The organism is Kitasatospora sp. NPDC008050, assembly GCF_042957465.1.
Lineage (GTDB): Bacteria > Actinomycetota > Actinomycetes > Streptomycetales > Streptomycetaceae > Kitasatospora.
On record NZ_JBIBIJ010000013.1, the window covers coordinates 144,738 to 163,659 of the forward strand.

The following is an 18,922-nucleotide window of genomic DNA, read 5'->3' on the forward strand; positions in this document are numbered from 1 at the left end:
TCCGCTCCGTCAGTCCTGCTCGTGGTCAGAGGTGTGCTGCAGGGCCGCCTGCACCAGGTCCTCGACGTCCATCGCGTCGATCGACTCGTCGAAGGCGTCCTCGGCCCCGGAACCGTGCCCGGCGCCCTGCCCGGAACCGTGCCCGGCGCCCTGCTCGGTGTCCTGGGTGGCGGCCAGTTTCAGCAGCGGTTCCAGCACTCCGATCCGGCGCAGTTGGGCGACGGAGACCGAGGCGAGCAGGGTCCGGATCCGCGCCTGGTCGAGTTCCTCGACCTGCCCGGGCTGCTCCTCCCGGCCGCCCGGCAGCAGCTCCCGCAGGATGTGCTCGGCCAGTTCGGCCGGTGTCGGGTGGTCGAAGACGAGCGTCGCGGACAGGCTCAGCCCGGTGGCGGCGTTGAGCTGGTTGCGCAGCTCCACCGCCCCCAGCGAGTCGAAGCCGAGGTCGCGGAACGCCTTGTCCGCGCCGACCAGGTCCGCGGTCGGGTGGCCCAGCACCTCGGCCGCCCGGCCACGGACCAGCCGGAGCACGACCGCGGATCGGCGGGCCCGGGAGAGCCCGGCCAGCTCCTCGCGCAGGGCGGGCCCGGCCGACGGTCCGCCGTCACGCGGTCCGGCCCCGGAAGCCGGCAGCCCGGCCTGGCCCGGGAGTTCGGCGAGCAGCCGGCTGGGCCGCACGGCCGTGAACGCGCGCAGGAACACCGCCGGTTCGACGTCGGAGACGACCGTCGTCGGCTCGGGGTCCATGACCGCCTGCCGCAGCGCCAGCACCGCCAGGTCGGGGTCGAGCGGCCGGATCCCGGTCCGCTGGGCCGCGCCGGCCGCCCGGTCGGTGGCGGCCATGCCGTCCCCGCCCCAGGCGCCCCAGGCGATCGAGGTGGCGGCCAGGCCCTGGGCCCGGCGCCGCTCGGCCAGCGCGTCCAGCACGGCGTTGGCCGCCGCGTAGTTGCCCTGCCCGGGGTTGCCGACCGCCGCGGAGGCGGAGGAGAAGAGGGCGAACACCGCCAGGTCCTGGTCCCTCGTCAGTTCGTCCAGCAGCAGCGCGGCTGCGGCCTTGGCCCGGAAGACCGGTTCGAAGCGGGCCGGGGTGAGGCTGTCGAGCACGCCGTCGTCGACCACGCCGGCCGCGTGCACGACCGCGGTGAGCGGCGCGTCCGCGGGGACGGCGGCGAGCACGGCGGTGAGCGCGTCGCGGTCGGCGGCGTCGCAGGCCGCGATGGTGACGCGGGCCCCGGCGGCGGTCAGCTCGGCCCGCAGCTCCGCCGCCCCGGGGGCGGCCGGGCCGCGCCGGCCGAGCAGCACCAGGTGCCGCGCGCCCTGCTCGGCGAGCTTCCGGGCGACGTGGGCGCCGAGGGCGCCGGTGCCGCCGGTGATCAGGACGGTGCCGGCCGGGTCCCAGGTGCGCACCGGCGCACCGCCGGCGGGCAGTTGGCCGAGGCGGCGGCCGTAGAGCGCCGAGGGGCGCACCGCGACCTGGTCCTCCCCGTCGGGGTTCGCCAGGAAGCCGGCGAACCGGGCGCCCGAGCGCCGGTCGAGCTCCTCGGGCAGGTCGATCAGACCGCCCCAGCGCTGCGGGTACTCCAGTGCCGCGACCCGGCCCAGGCCCCAGACCCCGGCCTGGCGGAGGCCGGTCACCGGCTCATCGGGCGACACCGCCTGCGCGCCCCGGGTGACGCACCACAGGGGTGCGGCGATCCCGGCGTCGCCGAGCGCCTGCAGCAGGGTGGCCGTGCCGGACACGCCCACCGGCGCCGTGCCGTCCGCCGGTGCGGCAGCGGAGACGGAAACGGAAACGGCAGCGGCAGCGGCAGCGGCAGCGGCAGCGGAAACGGCGGGCGACTCGTCGAGCGCGAGCAGCGAGACGACTCCGGCGAAACCACCGGCCTCCTCGGCCGCTTCGCGCAGCCGCTTGGCCAGGGCCTCCCGGTCGGTGTCGGCGTCGGCCGTCAAGCGCACGGTGTCGGGCCCGAGCAGGCCGACGGCCGCGGCGATCCACTCCTCCTCGGCGCGCTCCGCCGGGATGACGGCGAGCCAGGTCCCGGACAGGGCACCGGCGTGCGCGCCGTTCAGCGGCCGCCAGCCGATCCGCTGGCGCCAGCCGTCCACCGTGGCCTGCTCGCCACGCCGGCTGCGCCAGTCCCGCAGGGCGGGCAGCACCTTGGCGAGCGCGTCACCGTCCACGTCGAGGGTGCCGGCCAGGGTGTCGAAGGCCTCGGCGCCGACCGCGGTCCAGAACTCCTCGTCCTCGGAGCGGACTTGAGTGGCGGTGTCGGCCTCGGCGGCCTGCAGCCAGAAGCGCTCGTGCTGGAAGGCGTAGGTCGGCAGGTCGACCCGGCGGGCGCCGGTGCCCTCGAAGACCCCGGACCAGCGCGGGTCCAGGCCGTCGGCCTGCAGTCGGGCCAGCGCGGTGAGCACGCAGGCCTCCTCGCCGCGGTCCCGGCGCAGGGCCGGTACGGCGAGCACGGGCCGGTCCGTCGGCTCGGACTCGGCGCCGAGGCAGTCCGCCACCATCGCGGTCAGGGCGCCGTCCGGGCCGAGTTCGAGGAACCGGGTCACGCCGTGTGCGGCCAGGGCGCGCACGCCGTCGCCGAAGCGGACGGTCTCCCGGACGTGGCGCACCCAGTACCCGGGGGCGCCGACCAGCTCGGCCGTGGCCGGCTCACCGGTCACGTTGGACACCAGCGGCACGCTCGGGGCGTGGTAGGCCAGGCCCCGGGCGACCCGCTCGAAGTCCTCCAGCATCGCGTCCATGTGTACGGAGTGAAATGCATGGCTCACCCGCAAACGCCTAGTCTTGCGCCCGGCCGCCTCGAAGTCGGCGGCGATCCGCAGGACCTCGGGCTCGTCACCGGCGATCACCACGGCCTGCGGGCCGTTGACCGCCGCCAGCGAGACCCCGCCGGTCAGGCGGGCGAGCGCCTCCTGTTCGGTGGCCCGGACGGCGACCATCGCGCCGCCGGCGGGGAGCGCGGCCATCAGCCGGGCCCGGGCCGCCACCAGGGAGCAGGCGTCCGCCAGCGAGAACACCCCGGCCAGGTGGGCCGCCGCGATCTCGCCGACCGAGTGCCCGGCCAGGAAGTCCGGCCTGATGCCCCAGGACTCGACGAGGCGGAACAGCGCCACCTCGATGGCGAAGAGGGCGGGCTGGGTGCAGCCGGTGTCGTCGAGCAGCGCGGCCTCGGCCGTGCCGGCGGGCGCGAACAGCACGTCCCGCAGCGGGCGGTCGAGCAGCGCGTCGAAGTGGGCCAGCACCGCGTCCAGGGCCTGCCCGAACACCGGGAACCGGCCGTACAGTTCCCGGCCCATGCCCACCCGCTGAGCGCCCTGCCCGGAGAACAGGAAGGCGGTCCGGCCGCGCCGGGCCGCCCGGCCCCGCACCAGGTGCGCCGCGCCTCGGCCGTGGGTGAGGGCGGTGAGACCGCGCAGCAGCTCCGCGCGGTCGCCGGCCAGCACGGTGGCCCGGTGCTCGAAGGCCGATCGGGTGGTGGCCAGCGAGTGCCCGAGGTCGGTGACGGCCAGGTCGGGGTGTGCGGCCAGGTGGGCGACCAGCCGGCCGGCCTGGGCACGCAGCGCCTCGGGCGTGACGGCGGACAGCGTGACCGGCAGCACCGCGGGGGTGACCGGAGCCGGCTGCGTCGCGGCCTCGGGCTCGGTCGCCGGGGCCTGTTCCAGGATCACGTGCGCGTTGGTGCCGCTCGCCCCGAAGGCCGAGACCCCGGCGCGGCGCGGCCGGTCGGTGGCCGGCCACGCGGTCTGTACGGTGAGCAGTTCGACCGCGCCCGCCGACCAGTCGACGTGCGAGGACGGCTCGTCCAGATGCAGCGTTCCCGGCAGCACGCCGTGCCGCATGGCCAGCACCATCTTGATCACACCGGCGACGCCCGAGGCGGCCTGGGTGTGGCCGATGTTGGACTTGATCGCGCCGAGCAGCAGCGGACGCTGCGGGTCCCGGTCGCGGCCGTAGGTGGTCAGCAGGGCCTGGGCCTCGATCGGGTCGCCGAGCGTGGTCCCGGTCCCGTGCGCCTCGACGGCGTCCACGTCCGCGGCCGTGAGGCCGGCGTTGCCCAGGGCCCGGCGGATGACGCGCCGCTGTGACGGGCCGTTGGGCGCCGTGATGCCGTTGGACGCGCCGTCCTGGTTGATCGCCGAGCCGCGCAGCACCGCGAGCACCTGGTGCCCCTGGCGGCGGGCCTGCGAGAGCTTCTCCAGGACCAGCACGCCGACGCCCTCGGACCAGCCGGTGCCGGTCGCCGAGTCGGCGAAGGCCCGGCAGCGCCCGTCCGGCGAGAGCGCGCCCATCTCCCCGAACTCGATGAAGCCCACCGGGGTGGACATCACGGTCACCCCGCCGGCCAGCGCCATCGAGCACTCCCCAGCGCGCAGCGCCTGGGCGGCCAGGTGCAGCGCCACCAGCGAGGAGGAGCAGGCCGTGTCGACGGTCACCGAGGGCCCTTCGAGGCCGAGGGTGTAGGAGAGCCGACCGGACAGCAGGCTGGCCGACTGGGCGGTCTGCACGTGGCCGAGCTGGCCGGCGGCGGGCCGGTAGTCGCCGCTGCCGCCGCCGATGAACACACCGGTGCCGCCGCCGCGCAGGCCCACCGGGTCGATCCCGGCGCGTTCCAGCGCCTCCCAGGCGGTCTCCAGCACGATCCGCTGCTGCGGGTCGACCACCAGCGCCTCGCGCGGCGCAACACCGAAGAAGGCGGCGTCGAAGTCCGCCACGTCGTAGAGGAATCCGCCGTGGCGGGTCACGCTGCGGCCGCGCCCGTCCCGGTCGCCCCGGGCCAGCCGGTCGAGGTCCCAGCCGCGGTCGGTCGGGAACGAGCCGATCGCGTCGACCCGCGCGAGCAGCAGCTCCCACAGGTCCTCGGGCGAGCGGACGCCACCGGGATAGCGGCAGCCCATGCCGACGATCACGATCGGATCGTCGGCGTCGTCGGCCGAGCCGGGCTCCGCCGGGGCTCCGCTCTCCTGCTCTTCGGCGCCGAGCAGTTCGGCCCGCAGGTGGGCGGCGAGCGCCGCCGGGGTCGGGTAGTCGAAGACCAGCGTGGCCGGCAGGGCCAGACCGGTGGCGGCCTTGAGCTGGTTGCGCAGGTCGACGGCGGTCAGCGAGTCGAAGCCGAGGTCCTTGAACGCGTGAGCCGCCGGGATGTCGCTGGTGTCCGGGTGGCCGAGCACGGCGGCCACCTCGGTGTGCACCAGCGACAGCAGCGCCTCGGCCTGGTCGGCGGTGGAGCGGGCGAGCAGCTCGGCCCGCAGGGTGCCGGCGGTGGACGCCTGCTCCCGCGCGCCGTCCGCCGCCCGGGCCAGGGCCGCGCGCGCCTCGGGCAGCTCCGCGAGGAACGGGTTCGGGCGGCCCTGGGTGAAGGCCGGCGCGAACCGGTCCCAGGCCACGTCGACCACCGTGGCGGTGGGCGCGCCGTCCGTGACGGCCCGGCGCAGCGCCGACAGCGCCCGCCCGGCGTCCATGACGGGCAGTCCGCTGACCCGCAGGTGCTGGGTGAGGGAGGCCGGGGTGTTCTCCGCCCAGGCGCCCCACGCGACGCAGAGGGCGCTCGCCCCCCGTGCGTGGCGGCGCTCGGCCACCGCGTCCAGGTAGGCACTGGCCGCCGCGCCGGCCTCCTGGCCGCGGACGCCCCAGATCCCGGAGATCGACGCGAACAGCACGAACGCGTCCAACGGCCGGTCCCCGAGCGCCGCTTCCAGGTTGTCGACACCGTCCCTCAGCCGGGACAGCTCGGTGCTGTGGCCGGCGTGGACCACCGCGGTGAGCGGGAGCCGTTCCGGGACGGCGGCGAGGATCGCCGCCAGCGCCTCGGGGTCGGCGGGGTCGCCGGTCGCGAGGGTGAACCCGACTCCACGCTCGGCCAGTTCGGCGGTGAGCGCGGTCGGCTCGGCGGCCTGCGGGTCGGCCGGGCCGAGCAGCAGGACGTGCTCGGCGCCTTCGCCGGCGAGCCAGCGGGCAACCTGCCCGCCGAACCCGGCGGCTTCGCCGATCACCAGCACGGTGCCGTGCGGCCGCCAGTCGGTGGCCGCCGGGTCGCTCGCGGCCCGGACCAGCCGCCGGGCGAAGACGCCGGAGGGGCGCAGCGCGAGCTGGTCCTCGGCGTCGCCGCGGGCCAGGGCAGCGCACAGCCGGCCCGCCGACCGCTCGTCGAGCTCCTGCGGCAGGTCGATCAACCCGCCCCACAGGCCGGGGTGTTCCAGGGCCGTCACCCGGCCCAGGCCCCAGACGGCGGCCCGGGCCGGGTCGGCGGGTGCATCGGAGCGCCCCACCGACACCGCTGCCCGGGTGGCGCACCACACGGGAGCGTCCAGGCCGGCCGCGGCCACCGCCGCGGCCAGCGCGTCCGGCCGGGCCAGGCCACCGGGCAGCGGTTCGTCGGCGGTGGCGAGCAGCGACAGCACGCCCGCCGCGCCCGTGCCGAGCTCCACCAGGCGGGCGACCAAGGCGTCGTGGTCGGTGGGATCGGTCTCGACGCACACCGCGTCCGCGCCGAGCGCGGTGACCAGGGCGGCCGTCCACGCCTCGCCGGCGCGGCCCGCCGGGACCAGCACCAGCCAACCCCCGCTGCGGGGAGCCGCGGTGGCCGCCGGAGCGGCCAGCGGCTGCCAGACCACCCGGTAGCGCCAAGTGTCGACGGTCGAGTGCTCGGAGCGCTTGCGGCGCCAGGCGGACAGGGCCGGGAGCAGCGCCGACAGGGCGCTGCCGTCGCCGAGTTCCAGCGTGGCGCCGAGCGCGTCGAGGTCCTCGCGCTCCACCGCGGACCAGAAGGCACTCTCCACCGGGTCCGCGGCCGCGGTCGGTGCGGGCGCGCGGTCCGGCCAGTACAGCTCGCGCTGGAAGGCGTAGGTCGGCAGGTCCACCCGGCGGGCGCCGGTGCCCTCGAAGACCCGGGCCCAGTCGGCCGCCACGCCCGCGACGTGCAGCCGGGCCAGGGCGGTGACCAGCGCGGCTTCCTCGGCGCGGTCCTTGCGCAGCACCGGGGCGGCCACCACCTGCTGGTCCAGGTTCTGCTGGACCAGGGCGGTCAGCACCCCGTCGGGGCCGAGCTCCAGGAAGGCGTTCGCACCAGCGTCGGCCATCGCCCGCAGGCCGTCGGCGAAGCGGACGGCCTCCCGGACATGGCGCACCCAGTACTCCGGCGAGCACACCAGCTCGGGCGTGGCGAGGCCGCCGGTCACGTTCGACACCAGCGGTATCGACGGCCGCTCGAAGGTCAGGCCCGCCAGCACGGCGCGGAACTCGGCCAGCATCGGCTCCATCAGCGGCGAGTGGAAGGCATGGCTCACCCGCAGGCGGGTGGTCCTGCGGCCGCGCGCCGCGAACTGCGCGGTGACACGCAGGACCTCGGCCTCGGCGCCGCCCAGCACGAGGGACTCGGGGCCGTTGACGGCGGCGATCGACACCAGGTCCCCGAGCAGCGGCAGGACTTCGTCCTCCGTCGCCTGGAGAGCCGCCATCGCGCCGCCCTCGGGCAGCGCCTGCATCAGGCGGCCGCGCGCGGCCACCAGCGCGCAGGCGTCGGCGAGTGAGAGGACGCCGGCCACGTGCGCGGCCACGACCTCGCCGATCGAGTGCCCGGCGACGAACTCCGGCCGGAGGCCGAGGGATTCGACCAGCCGGAAGAGCGCCACCTCGACGGCGAAGAGCCCGGCCTGGGCGTGCACGGTCCGGTCCAGCAGTTCGGCGTCGGTGCCCCAGAGCACCTCGCGCACCGACTCGAAGCCCGGCTCCGCGCAGATCGCGTCGAAGGCGTCCGCGAACACCGGGAAGCGGTCGTACAACTCCCCTCCCATGCGGAGGCGTTGCGAGCCCTGCCCGGAGAAGAGCACGGCGGTCGAACGCCGTTCGGCCACCCCGCGCGCCACCTCGGCCCCGTCCAGCAGCACCGCCCGGTGCCCGAAGCCCGCCCGCCCGGTGGCCAGCGAGTAGCCGACGTCCAGCGGCGAGAGCTCGCGCACCGCGGACACCCGCGCCAGCTGCGCGTCCAGCGCCGCCGAGGACTTGCCCGACACCACCCACGGCACCACCGAGGGCACCGCCACGGGCGGCTCGGCCGGCTCCTCGGCGCCCGGGGCCTGCTCGACGATCACGTGCGCGTTGGTCCCGCTGACGCCGAAGGCGGACACACCCGCCCGGCGCGGCTCCCCGGTGCGCGGCCACGGCCGCGCCTCGCGCAGCAGCGTGACAGCGCCGCCGGACCAGTCCACGTGCGAGGACGGCTCGTCCACATGCAGCGTCCTGGGCAGCACGCCGTGCCGCATCGCCATGACCATCTTGATCACCCCCGCGACACCGGCCGCCGCCTGGGTGTGCCCCAGGTTGGACTTGACCGCACCCACCAGCAGCGGGCGCTCGCGCTCCGGCCCGTAGGCCGCGATCAGCGCGTGGGCCTCGATCGGGTCGCCCAGGGTGGTCCCGGTGCCGTGGGCCTCCACCGCGTCGACCTGCCCCGGTGCCAGGCCGGCGTCGGCCAGCGCCTGGCGGACGACGCGTTGCTGCGCGCGCCCGTTCGGCGCGGTCAGCCCGTTGCTCGCACCGTCCTGGTTGACGGCCGCGCCGCGCAGGACGCCCCAGACCTGGTGGCCGTTGCGACGGGCGTCGCAGAGCCGCTCCAGCACCAGCACGCCCGCGCCCTCCGACCACGCCGTGCCGTCCGCCGCATCGGCGAACGCCTTGCAGCGGCCGTCGGGGGCCAGCCCGCCCTGGGCGGTGAACTCGATGAACGCGTCGGGGCTGGACATCACCGACACGCCGCCGGCCAGGGCGAGCGAGCACTCGCCGCTGCGCAGCGTGCGCGCGGCCAGGTGCATGGCCACCAGGGCGGAGGAGCAGGCGGTGTCGACGGTGACGGCCGGGCCCTGGAGGCCCAGCAGGTAGGAGAGCCGTCCCGACATCACGCTGGCCGCGTTGCCCGTGGCCACGTGCCCCTGGACGTCGGCGGTGCCGCGGCGCAGCACCGAGGTGTAGTCCTGGCCGTTGGTGCCGACGAAGACGCCGGTGGCGCTGCCGCGCAGCGAGTCCGGCACGATGCCGGCCCGCTCCAGCGCCTCCCAGGAGGTCTCCAGCAGCAGCCGCTGCTGCGGGTCCATCGCGATCGCCTCACGCGGCGAGATCCCGAAGAAGCGGGCGTCGAACCGGCCCACGCCGTCCAGGAAGCCGCCCTGCAGGGTGGCCGAGGCGCCGTGCCCCAGGACGTCGAGGTCCCAGCCGCGGTCGGCGGGGAAGGTCGAGATCACGTCCTGCTCCCGCATCAGCACCTGCCACAGGTCCTCGGGGGATTCCACCTGGCCGGGGAAGCGGCAGCCGATGCCGACGATCGCGATCGGGTCGTCGTCCACGGCCCTGGGGGCCGGTGCGACGGATTCGTGGCCGGGCCGCGAGCCGGGCAGCGAGCCCAGCGGTAGTGAGCCCAGCAGTTCGGCGAGCAGGAACTCGGCGAGCGCCCGCAGGTTGGGGTGGTCGTAGACGAAGGTGGTGGGCAGGCGCAGGCCCGTGGTGGCCGTCAGGGCGTTGCGCAGTTCCACGATGGTCAGCGAGTCGAAGCCGAGGTCGGTGAAGGCCTGGTCGGCCTCGATGGCCGCGGGGTCGGCGTGGCCCAGGACGGCAGCCACGTGGGCGCGCACCAGGTCCTGGACCAGGCGCCCGCGCGCCGAGCCGGTGAGCTCGGCCAGTCGCCGCCGCAGCTCGGACTCCTGACCCGTCGTCGCCTTCCCGGCTGTCGGGCGGGACCCGCGCAGCTCGGGCAGGTCGGCGACCAGCGGGTTCGGCCGCACGGCGCTGAACACCGTGGCGAACCGCTGCCAGTCGATGTCCGCCACGGTCACCACCGGGTCGTCGGACCCGAGCGCGTGCCCGAGCGCGGCGAGGGCGAGTCGCGGTGCCATGGGCGCGAATCCGCCCCGGCGCACCCGCGCCTCGACGCCCGCGCCCTCGGCGGCCATGCCGGCCTGGGCCCAGGGGCCCCAGGCGATGGAGGTCGCGGGCAGGCCCTGGTCCCGCCGGTGCTGCGCGAAGGCGTCCAGGAACGCGTTGGCGGCGGCGTAGTTGGCCTGCCCGGCGGCGCCGAAGGTGGCGGTGGTGGAGGAGAACAGCACGAAGGCCGACAGCTCGGCCTCGCGGGTCAGCTCGTGCAGGTGGACCGCGGCGTCGAGCTTGGGGCGCAGCACGGCCGCGAAGCTCTCGGCGGTCAGCGAGTCGAGGACACCGTCCGCGACCACGCCGGCGGTGTGGAACACCGCGGTGAGCGGCAGTTCCTCGGGGACGGCGGCCAGCACGGCCGCCAGTTCCTCGCGCTCGGCGGTGTCGCAGGCCACCACGGTGACCTGGGCGCCCAGCGCGGTGAGGTCACGGTTCAGCTCGTCCGCGCCCGGTGCCGCCGGGCCGCGGCGGCTGACCAGCAGCAGGTGCTCGGCGCCCTGACCGGCCAGCCAGCGGGCGACCTGCCCGCCGAGGCCGCCGGTGCCGCCGGTGACCAGCACGGTGCCGGTGGGGGTGAACGCCCGCGCCGCGGGCCGCTCGCCGACCGGCTGGTGGGCGAGCCGGCGGGCGAAGGTGCCGGCGGGCCGCAGGGCCAGCTGGTCCTCGCCCGCGCCGCCGGCCAGGGCGGCCGCCAGTCGGCGCACGACGCTCTCGTCGACCGTCTCCGGCAGGTCGACCAAGCCGCCCCAGCGCTGCGGGTGTTCGAGCGCGACGCTGCGGCCCAGGCCCCAGACCGCGCTCTGCGCGGGGTCGGTGAGGCGGTCGGCGCCACCGGTCGTGACCGCGCCGCGGGTCAGGCACCACAGCGGTGCCTCGATCCCGGCGTCGCCGAGCGCCTGCACCGCGGTGACGGTCGCGGGCAGCGCCGCCTCGCCCGGCGGGAGTGGGGCCAGCACGCCGGTGAACTCGTGGCCGGCGGCGCCGAGTTCACCCAGGCTCGCGGCCAGCGCGGCCCGGTCCCGGCCGGTGACCGCCAGGCGGACCGAGCCGGCGAAGAACGAGTCGAGCCACTCCTGGCCGACGGCCTCGCCGGCCGGGAGGAGGAGCAGCCAGGTCCCGGCCGGGCGCCCGGTGGGCGCGCCGCTGAGCGGCTGCCAGGTGACCCGGTAGCGCCAGCCGTCCACGGTCGAGCGCTCGCGCCGCCCGCGGCGCCAGGTCGACAGCGCGGGCACCATCGCCCGCAGCGTGTCGTCGTCCAGACTGAGGTCGGCGCCGAGCGCCGACAGGTCGGCGCGCTCCACCGCCGACCAGAACTCCGCGTCCGCCTGGTCCGGTTGGCCGGCGGTCCGGACGGCGTCGGCCGTCGGCCAGTACCGCCGGCGCTGGAACGGATAGGTCGGCAGCTCGACGCGGCGGGCGCCGGTGCCGGCGAGGACCGCGTCCCAGTCCAGCCGCACACCGTTCGTGTACAGGCCGGCGAGTGCGCCGATCAGTGTCGGCTCCTCGGCGCGCCCGGCCCGCAGGGCCGCGATCGCGGTCGACCGCGCCGCGTCACCGAGGCCGAGGGTCTCCCGGGCGGCGCCGGCCAGCACGCCGTCGGGGCCCAGCTCCAGGAAGGTGGTGGTGCCCTGCTCGGCGAGCAGGCGCACGGCGTCCGCGAAGCGCACGGTGCGGCGGACCTGGTCCACCCAGTAGTCGGGCGAGCGGAGTTGCTCGGCGGTGGCGAGTTCACCGGTGACGGTGGAGACCAGCGGGATCACCGGCGCGTGGTAGGTCACCGTGGCGGCGACCTCGGCGAAGGCGGCGAGCATCGGGTCCATCAGCGGCGAGTGGAAGGCGTGCGAGACGCGCAGCCGCTTGGTCCGGCGCCCCTGGGCCGTGAAGCGGTCCACCAGCGCCTGGACGGCCGGCTCCTCGCCCGCGACGACCAGTGCGGTCGGCGTGTTGACCGCGGCGATCGAGACCGCCGCGTCGAGCAGCGGCCGCACCTCCTCCTCCCCCGCCTCCAGCGAGGCCATCGCGCCCCCGGCCGGCAGCGCGGCCATCAGCCGGCCGCGGGCCGCCACCAGGCGGCAGGCGTCCGCAAGCGAGAGCACGCCGGCCACGTGGGCGGCGGCGAGCTCGCCGACCGAGTGCCCGACCAGGTGGTCGGGCCGCAGGCCCCAGGACTCGACCAGCCGGTAGAGCGCGACTTCGAGTGCGAACAGCGCGGGCTGGGTCCAGCCGGTGTCGTCCAGCAGCGCGGCCTGCGGCGTGCCCGCCGCGGCGAACAGCACCTCCCGCACCGGGCGGTCGAGTTCGAGGTCGAAGCGGCTCAGGACGGCGTCCAGCTCCTCGGCGAACACCGGGTAGCGCTCGTAGAGCTCGCGGCCCATCGCCGGGCGCTGGCTGCCCTGCCCCGTGAAGAGGAAGGCCAGCCGGCCCCGGGCGGCCCGGCCGGTGGCCAGGGCGCGGTCGGGCAGGCCGTCGCGCAGCGCGGCCAGGGCCCGGACCAGCTCGGCGCGCTCCGCGGTCACCACGGCCGCCCGGCGCTCCAGCGCGGAGCGGGTGGTGGCGAGCGAGAGGGCCAGGTCGGTGAGCGGCAGTTCGGGCCGGGCGTCGAGCAGGGAGAGCACCCGCTCGGCCTGGGCGCGCAGCGCGGCGTCGGTGCGGGCGGACAGCAGCACGGGCACGGCGGCCGGCACGGCGGCCGGCGCGGCAGGCTCCACCGAGGCCGGCTCCGCCACCGGCGGTGCCTGTTCCAGGACGAGGTGCGCGTTGGTGCCGCTGAGCCCGAAGGAGGAGACGCCCGCGCGGCGCGGACGGCCGGTCCGCGGCCAGGCGCGCTCCTCGGTCAGCAGCTCGATCGCGCCGGCCGACCAGTCGACGTGCGAGGACGGCCGGTCGACGTGCAGGGTGGCCGGCAGCACACCGTGCCGCATCGCCAGCACCATCTTGATCACCCCGGCTACGCCGGAGGCCATCTGGGTGTGGCCGATGTTCGACTTGACCGAGCCGAGCAGCAGCGGGCGCTCCCGGTCCTGGCCGTAGGTCGCCAGCAGCGCCTGGGCCTCGATCGGGTCGCCCAGCCTGGTGCCGGTGCCGTGGCCCTCCACGGCGTCGACCTCGGCGGGGCTCAGCCGGGCGTTCGCCAGCGCCTGGCGGATCACCCGCTGCTGCGAGGGGCCGTTCGGCGCGGTCAGGCCGTTGGAGGCGCCGTCCTGGTTGACGGCGCTGCCCCGGACCAGGGCCAGCACCCGGTGGCCGTTGCGCAGCGCGTCGGAGAGCCGCTCCACCAGCACCAGGCCGACGCCTTCGGCCAGGCTCATGCCGTCGGCGGCCTCGGCGTAGGCCTTGCAGCGGCCGTCGGCGGCCATCGCCCGCTGCCGGCTGAAGCCGACGAACGCGTTGGGCGTGGCCATGATGCTCACCCCGCCGGCCAGGGCCAGCGAGCTCTCGCCGTTGCGCAGCGACTGGCAGGCCAGGTGGAGCGCGACCAGCGAGGAGGAGCAGGCGGTGTCCAGGGTGACGGCCGGGCCCTCGAAGCCGAAGGTGTAGGAGAGCCGTCCGGACAGCACGCTGGGGATGGTGCCGGTGATCAGGTGCCCCTCGTCGCCGTCCTGGCCGGAGCCGCCGGAGCTGTAGTCCTGGTAGCTCGCGCCGATGAAGGTGCCGGTCAGGCTGCCGCGCAGGGTGGCGGGGTCGATCCCGGCCCGCTCCATCGCCTCCCAGCCGGTCTCCAGGAGCAGCCGCTGCTGCGGGTCCATCGCGAGCGCCTCGCGCGGCGAGATGCCGAAGAACGCGGGGTCGAACTCGGCCGCGTCGTGCAGGAATCCACCGCGGGTCGAGTAGGTGCGGCCCGGGCGGTCCGGGTCCGGGTCGTACAGCCCCTCGGCGTCCCAGCCCCGGTCGAGCGGGAACTGCGAGATGGCGTCGGCGCCTTGCGAGACCAGCTGCCACAGGGCCTCGGGCGAGCCGGCCTCGCCGGGGTAGCGGCAGCTCATGCCGATGATGGCGATCGGGTCCTCGTCGGTGGCGGCGCCGCCCGCCTGCTGCGGCGTGGCGGCCTCCAGTGGCACGCCGGCGATCCGGGTGCGCAGGAACTCCACCAGCGCGAGCGGGTTCGGGTAGTCGAAGACCATGGTGCTCGGCAGTGCCAGCCCGGTCACGTTGGCCAGCCGGTTGCGCAGGTCCACGGCGGTCAGCGAGTCGAAGCCGACCTCGCGGAACGCCCGCTGCTCGGACAGCACCTCGGGCGAGGCGTGCCCCAGCACGGTGGCCGCCTCGGCGCGGACCAGGTCCAGCAGCAGCCGGCCCTGCTCGACCGCCGGCAGCGCCCGCAGCCTGGCGGCGAACTCGCCGTCGGATGCGGGCCGTTCGTCCACCGCCAGGAGCCGCTGGACCTCCGGGAGCTGCTCGAAGAGCGCGGTCGGCCGCACCGAGGTGAAGACCGGGTGGTAGCGGTCCCAGTCGATGTCGGCGACGGCCAGCACGCCCTGCTCGTCGATGGCCTGGCGCAGCGCGGACAGGGCCAGTCGCGGGTCCATGAAGACCAGGCCGCTGCGGCGGATCTGGCCGGGGTCGACCCGGCCGAGCTCGATGTCGTCGGACCAGATGCCCCAGGAGATGGCGGTGGCGTGGGCGCCGCGGGCCCGGCGGTGCTCGGCCAGCGCGTTGAGGTAGGCGTTGGCCGCGACGTACGCGGCGTGCTGCCCGCTGCCCCACAGGCCGGCGGTGGAGGAGTAGAGGACGAAGGCGTCGAGCTCCTGGTCGTCCAGGAGTTCGTCCAGGTGCCGGGCGCCGGCGACCTTGGCGTGCACGACCCTGGCGAAGGCCTCGGGGCCGGTCTCGTCCAGCGAGGCGAGTTCGATGACGGCGGCGGTGTGCACCACCGTGCGGACGGTGTGGCCCTCGGCCTTCAGCTCGGCCAGCAGGCGGGCGACCGCCGCGCGGTCGGTGAGGTCGCAGGCCACCACGGTGGCCTGGCAGCCGCGCTCGGCGAGCTCGGTCAGCAGGTCGGCCGCGCCGGGCGCCGCCATGCCCCGGCGGCTGGTCAGCACCAGGTGCTCGGCGCCCTGGTCGGCCAGCCAGCGGGCCAGGTGCGGGCCGAGGGTGCCGGTGCCGCCGGTCACCAGGGTGGTGCCGCGCGGTGTCCACCCGGTGGCGGGCCCGGCGGGGGCCGGGGCCGGGGCCCTGACGATCCGTCGGGCGAGCGCGCCCGAGGGCCGGATGGCGACCTGGTCCTCGCCGGTGCCGCCCGCGAGGACGGCGGCCAGCCGCTCGCCGGCCCGGCGGTCCAGGGTCGCGGGCAGGTCGACCAGTCCGCCCCAGCGCTGCGGGTGCTCCAGCGCGACCGTCCAGCCGAGGCCGTGGATCTGCGCCTGCACGGGGTTGGTCAGCCGGTCGGCCCGTCCGGTGGAGACGGCGCCGCGGGTGACGCACCACAGCGGGGCGTCGATGCCCGCGTCGCCCAGGGCCTGGACCAGCGCGAGGGTCAGCGCGAGACCGCCGGACAGCGCCGGGTGGCACTCGCCGGGCGCCTCCTCGGCGGCCAGCGCGGACACGATCGCGGTGAACTCCCCAAGGCCCGCGAGGCGTTCGGCCAGGGTGGCACGGTCGGTGGCGGCGTCCAGCACCAGGCGCTGGACCTGCGCGCCGTGCGCCGTCAGCGCCTCGGCGACGTCCTGCGCCCCGGCAGCTTCCTGCGCGCCGTGCACCCTCGGCGCCCCGGCGGCTTCCTGCGCGTCGGCGACGCGCTGCGCGTCGTCGGCCCGGCTCGTGACGAGCAGCCAGGTGCCCGCGAGGGCGACCGTGCCCAGCCCGCCGAGCGGCTGCCAGGCGGCCCGGTAGCGCCAGGAGCCGACCGTGGAGCGGTCGCGCCGGCGGCGGTGCCAGTCGGAGAGCGCGGGCAGCACGGGGGCCAGCGAAGTGCGGTCGAGCCGCAGGCTGGCGGCGAGCGACTCGACGTCCTCCCGCTCGACCGCCGTCCAGAACGCGGCGTCCGCCGGGTCCGCCGCACCGGCGCTTCGCGGTGTCACGGGGACGGCCCACAGGTGCTCGCGCTGGAAGGCGTAGGTCGGCAGGTCGACCCGGCGGGCGCCGGTACCGGCGAAGGCCCGGGTCCAGTCCACCGGGAGGCCCTGGACGTGGGCCTCGGCGAGCGAGGTCAGGAAGCGGTCCAGGCCGCCCTTGTCGCGGCGCAGCGTGCCGACCACGCTCGCGCGCGCACCGGCGTCCTCGGCGGTCGCCTGGACGGTCATGGTCAGCACCGGGTGTGGGCTGACCTCGACGAACACCGTGTGTTCGTGTGCGAGCAGTTCCCGCACGGCGGGGTCGAAGGCCACGGTCCGGCGCAGGTTGCGGTACCAGTACCCGGCGTCCAGCCCGGTGGTGTCCAGCCAGTCGCCGGTCACGGTGGAGAAGAACGGCACCTCGGCGGTGCGCGGGCGCACCGGCGCCAGCGCCGTCAGCAGTTCGTCGCGCAGCAGCTCCACCTGGGTGGAGTGCGAGGCGTAGTCGACCGCGATCCGCCGGGCCCGCACGTTCTCGGCGGCGAGGTCGGCGATCAGCGCGTCCAGCTGCTCGGGCGCACCGGCCACCACGACGGTGCGCGGCCCGTTGACGGCGGCGACGCAGAGGTCCCCGCCCCGGGCCCGCAGGAGCTCCTCGGTCTCGGCCGCCGACAGCGGGACGGACACCATGCCGCCGGAGCCGGCCAGCCCCCGGGCGATGGCCCGGCTGCGCAGCGCGACCACCCGGGCGGCGTCCTCCAGGGTCAGCGCCCCCGCCACCGCGGCGGCGGCGATCTCGCCCTGCGAGTGCCCGAGGACGGCGTCCGGCCGGACGCCGTACGACTGCCACAGGCGGGCCAGCGACACCATCACCGCGAACGAGGCGGGCTGGACGACGTCGACCCGCTCCAGCGAGGGCGCGCCCTCGGCCTGGCGCAGCACGTCCACCAGCGACCAGTCGACGAAGGCCGACAGCGCGGCGGCGCACTCGTGCAGACGCTCGGCGAAGACCGGGGACTCCTCCAGCAGCCGTGCGCCCATGCCGGCCCACTGGGAGCCCTGGCCGGGGAAGACGAAGACGGTCCTGCCGGCGGCGCCTTCGACGCCCTGGACGACGGCCGGCGAGGACTCGCCCGCGCCCAGGGCCGCCAGCCCCTCGCGCAGGCTCGCGCCGTCGGTGCCGAGGACCACCGCGCGGTGGTCGAACAGGGCGCGCGAGCCGACCAGGGAGCACCCGACGTCCACCGGGCGCAGGTTCGGGTCGTGGGCGGCGAGGTTCGCGGCCTGGGCGCGCAGCGCGCCCGGCGTCCGCGCGGACAGCACCCACGGGACGAGGCCGGCGGCCGGGGCCCCCGACCGCTCCTCCTCGGCCGCGACCAGGCGCGGCGCCTCCTCCAGGACCGCGTGCGCGTTGGTCCCGCTGATGCCGAAGGAGGAGACCGCGCAGCGGCGGGTCCGCTCGCCCTCGCGCCACTCCACCGGGTCGTGGAGCAGCGAGACCGCCCCCTGGGTCCAGTCGATGTGCGAGGACGGCCGGTCGGCGTGCAGGGTGCGCGGCAGGGTGCCGTGCCGCAGCGCCAGGACCATCTTGATCACGCCGGCGACGCCCGCCGCCGACTGGGTGTGGCCGATGTTCGACTTGACCGAGCCGAGCAGCAGCGGACGCCGCGGGTCCCGGTCGCGGCCGTAGGTGGCCTGCAGGGCCTGTGCCTCGATCGGGTCACCGAGCGAGGTACCGGTGCCGTGCGCCTCGACCGCGTCGATGTCGCCCGTGCCGAGCCCGGCGTTGGTCAGCGCCTGCCGGATCACCCGCTGCTGGGCGGGCCCGTTGGGCGCGGTGAGCCCGTTGCTGGCGCCGTCCTGGTTGATCGCCGAGCCGCGCACCACGGCCAGGATCCGGTGGCCGTTGCGCTGCGCGTCCGAGAGCCGCTCCAGGACGAGCACCCCGACGCCCTCGGCCAGGGTCATGCCGTCGGCCTCCTCGGCGAACGACTTGCACCGGCCGTCGGCGGCGAGCGCCCGCTGGCGGCTGAAGGCGATGAAGGACGCCGGGTTGGTCATCACGGTCGCACCGCCCGCCAGGGCCAGCGAGCTCTCGCCGTTGCGCAGCGACTGGCAGGCCAGGTGCAGGGCGACCAGCGAGGAGGAGCAGGCGGTGTCCACGGTGACGGCCGGGCCCTGGAGGCCGAACAGGTAGGCCAGCCGCCCGGACAGCACGCTCGGGCTGCTCCCGGTCACGGCGTGCCCGGCGGAGCCGTCGGCCATGCCGAGCCCGTACTCCTGGTAGGTCGAGCCGATGAACGTGCCGGTGGGGCTGCCGTGGACCGAGGCCGGGTCGATGCCGGCGGCCTCGAACGCCTCCCAGGTGGTCTCCAGCAGCAGGCGCTGCTGCGGGTCCATGGAGAGCGCCTCGCGCGGCGAGATGCCGAAGAAGCCCGGGTCGAACTCCCCGGCGTCGTGCAGGAACCCGCCCTGCGTGGTGTAGGCCTTGCCGGGCGCGTCCGGGTCCGCGTCGTACAGGTCGGTGATGTCCCAGCCGCGGTTGACCGGGAACTCGGAGATGGCGTCGGCACCTTGGGAGACCAGCTCCCAGAACTGCTCGGGCGAGCGGACCCCGCCGGGCAGCCGGCAGCCCATGCCGACGATCGCGATCGGCTCGTCGAAGCGGCCCGCGACGGCGGCCGCCGAGGTCGCCGCCTCGGCCTCGGCCAGGCCCAGCAGCCGGCCGCGCAGGAAGCCGGCCAGGGCGAGCGGGGTCGGGTAGTCGAAGGCCATGGTGCTCGGCAGCGCCAGACCGGTCAGCGTGGCCAGCCGCTTGCGCAGCTCGACCGCGGTCAGCGAGTCGAAGCCCGCCTCGCGGAAGGCCCGCTTCTCCGCCACCCCTTCGGCGGAGGCGTGCCCGAGGACGACGGCCGCCTCGCGGCGGACCAGCTCGACCAGCACCCGCTGCTGCTCGGCCTCACCCAGGCCCGCCAGCCGGCGGGCGAAGTCCGAGCCGGCATCGCCCTGC

At 76.5% G+C, this 18,922-nt stretch carries 1 protein-coding gene (running past one end of the window); it reads right to left on the bottom strand.

Annotated elements, in window-relative coordinates; all coding sequences use genetic code 11:
* Positions 1 to 9: 9 nt before the first annotated feature.
* On the bottom strand, positions 10 to 18,922 hold the 3' portion of the coding sequence (locus tag ACFZB9_RS24655; RefSeq protein WP_391450488.1) for a type I polyketide synthase. 9,641 nt of this gene lie beyond the right edge of the window; only the last 18,913 of its 28,554 coding nucleotides appear in the window; its start codon lies beyond the right edge, outside the window — the gene reads right to left on this strand; it ends in the stop codon at positions 10 to 12.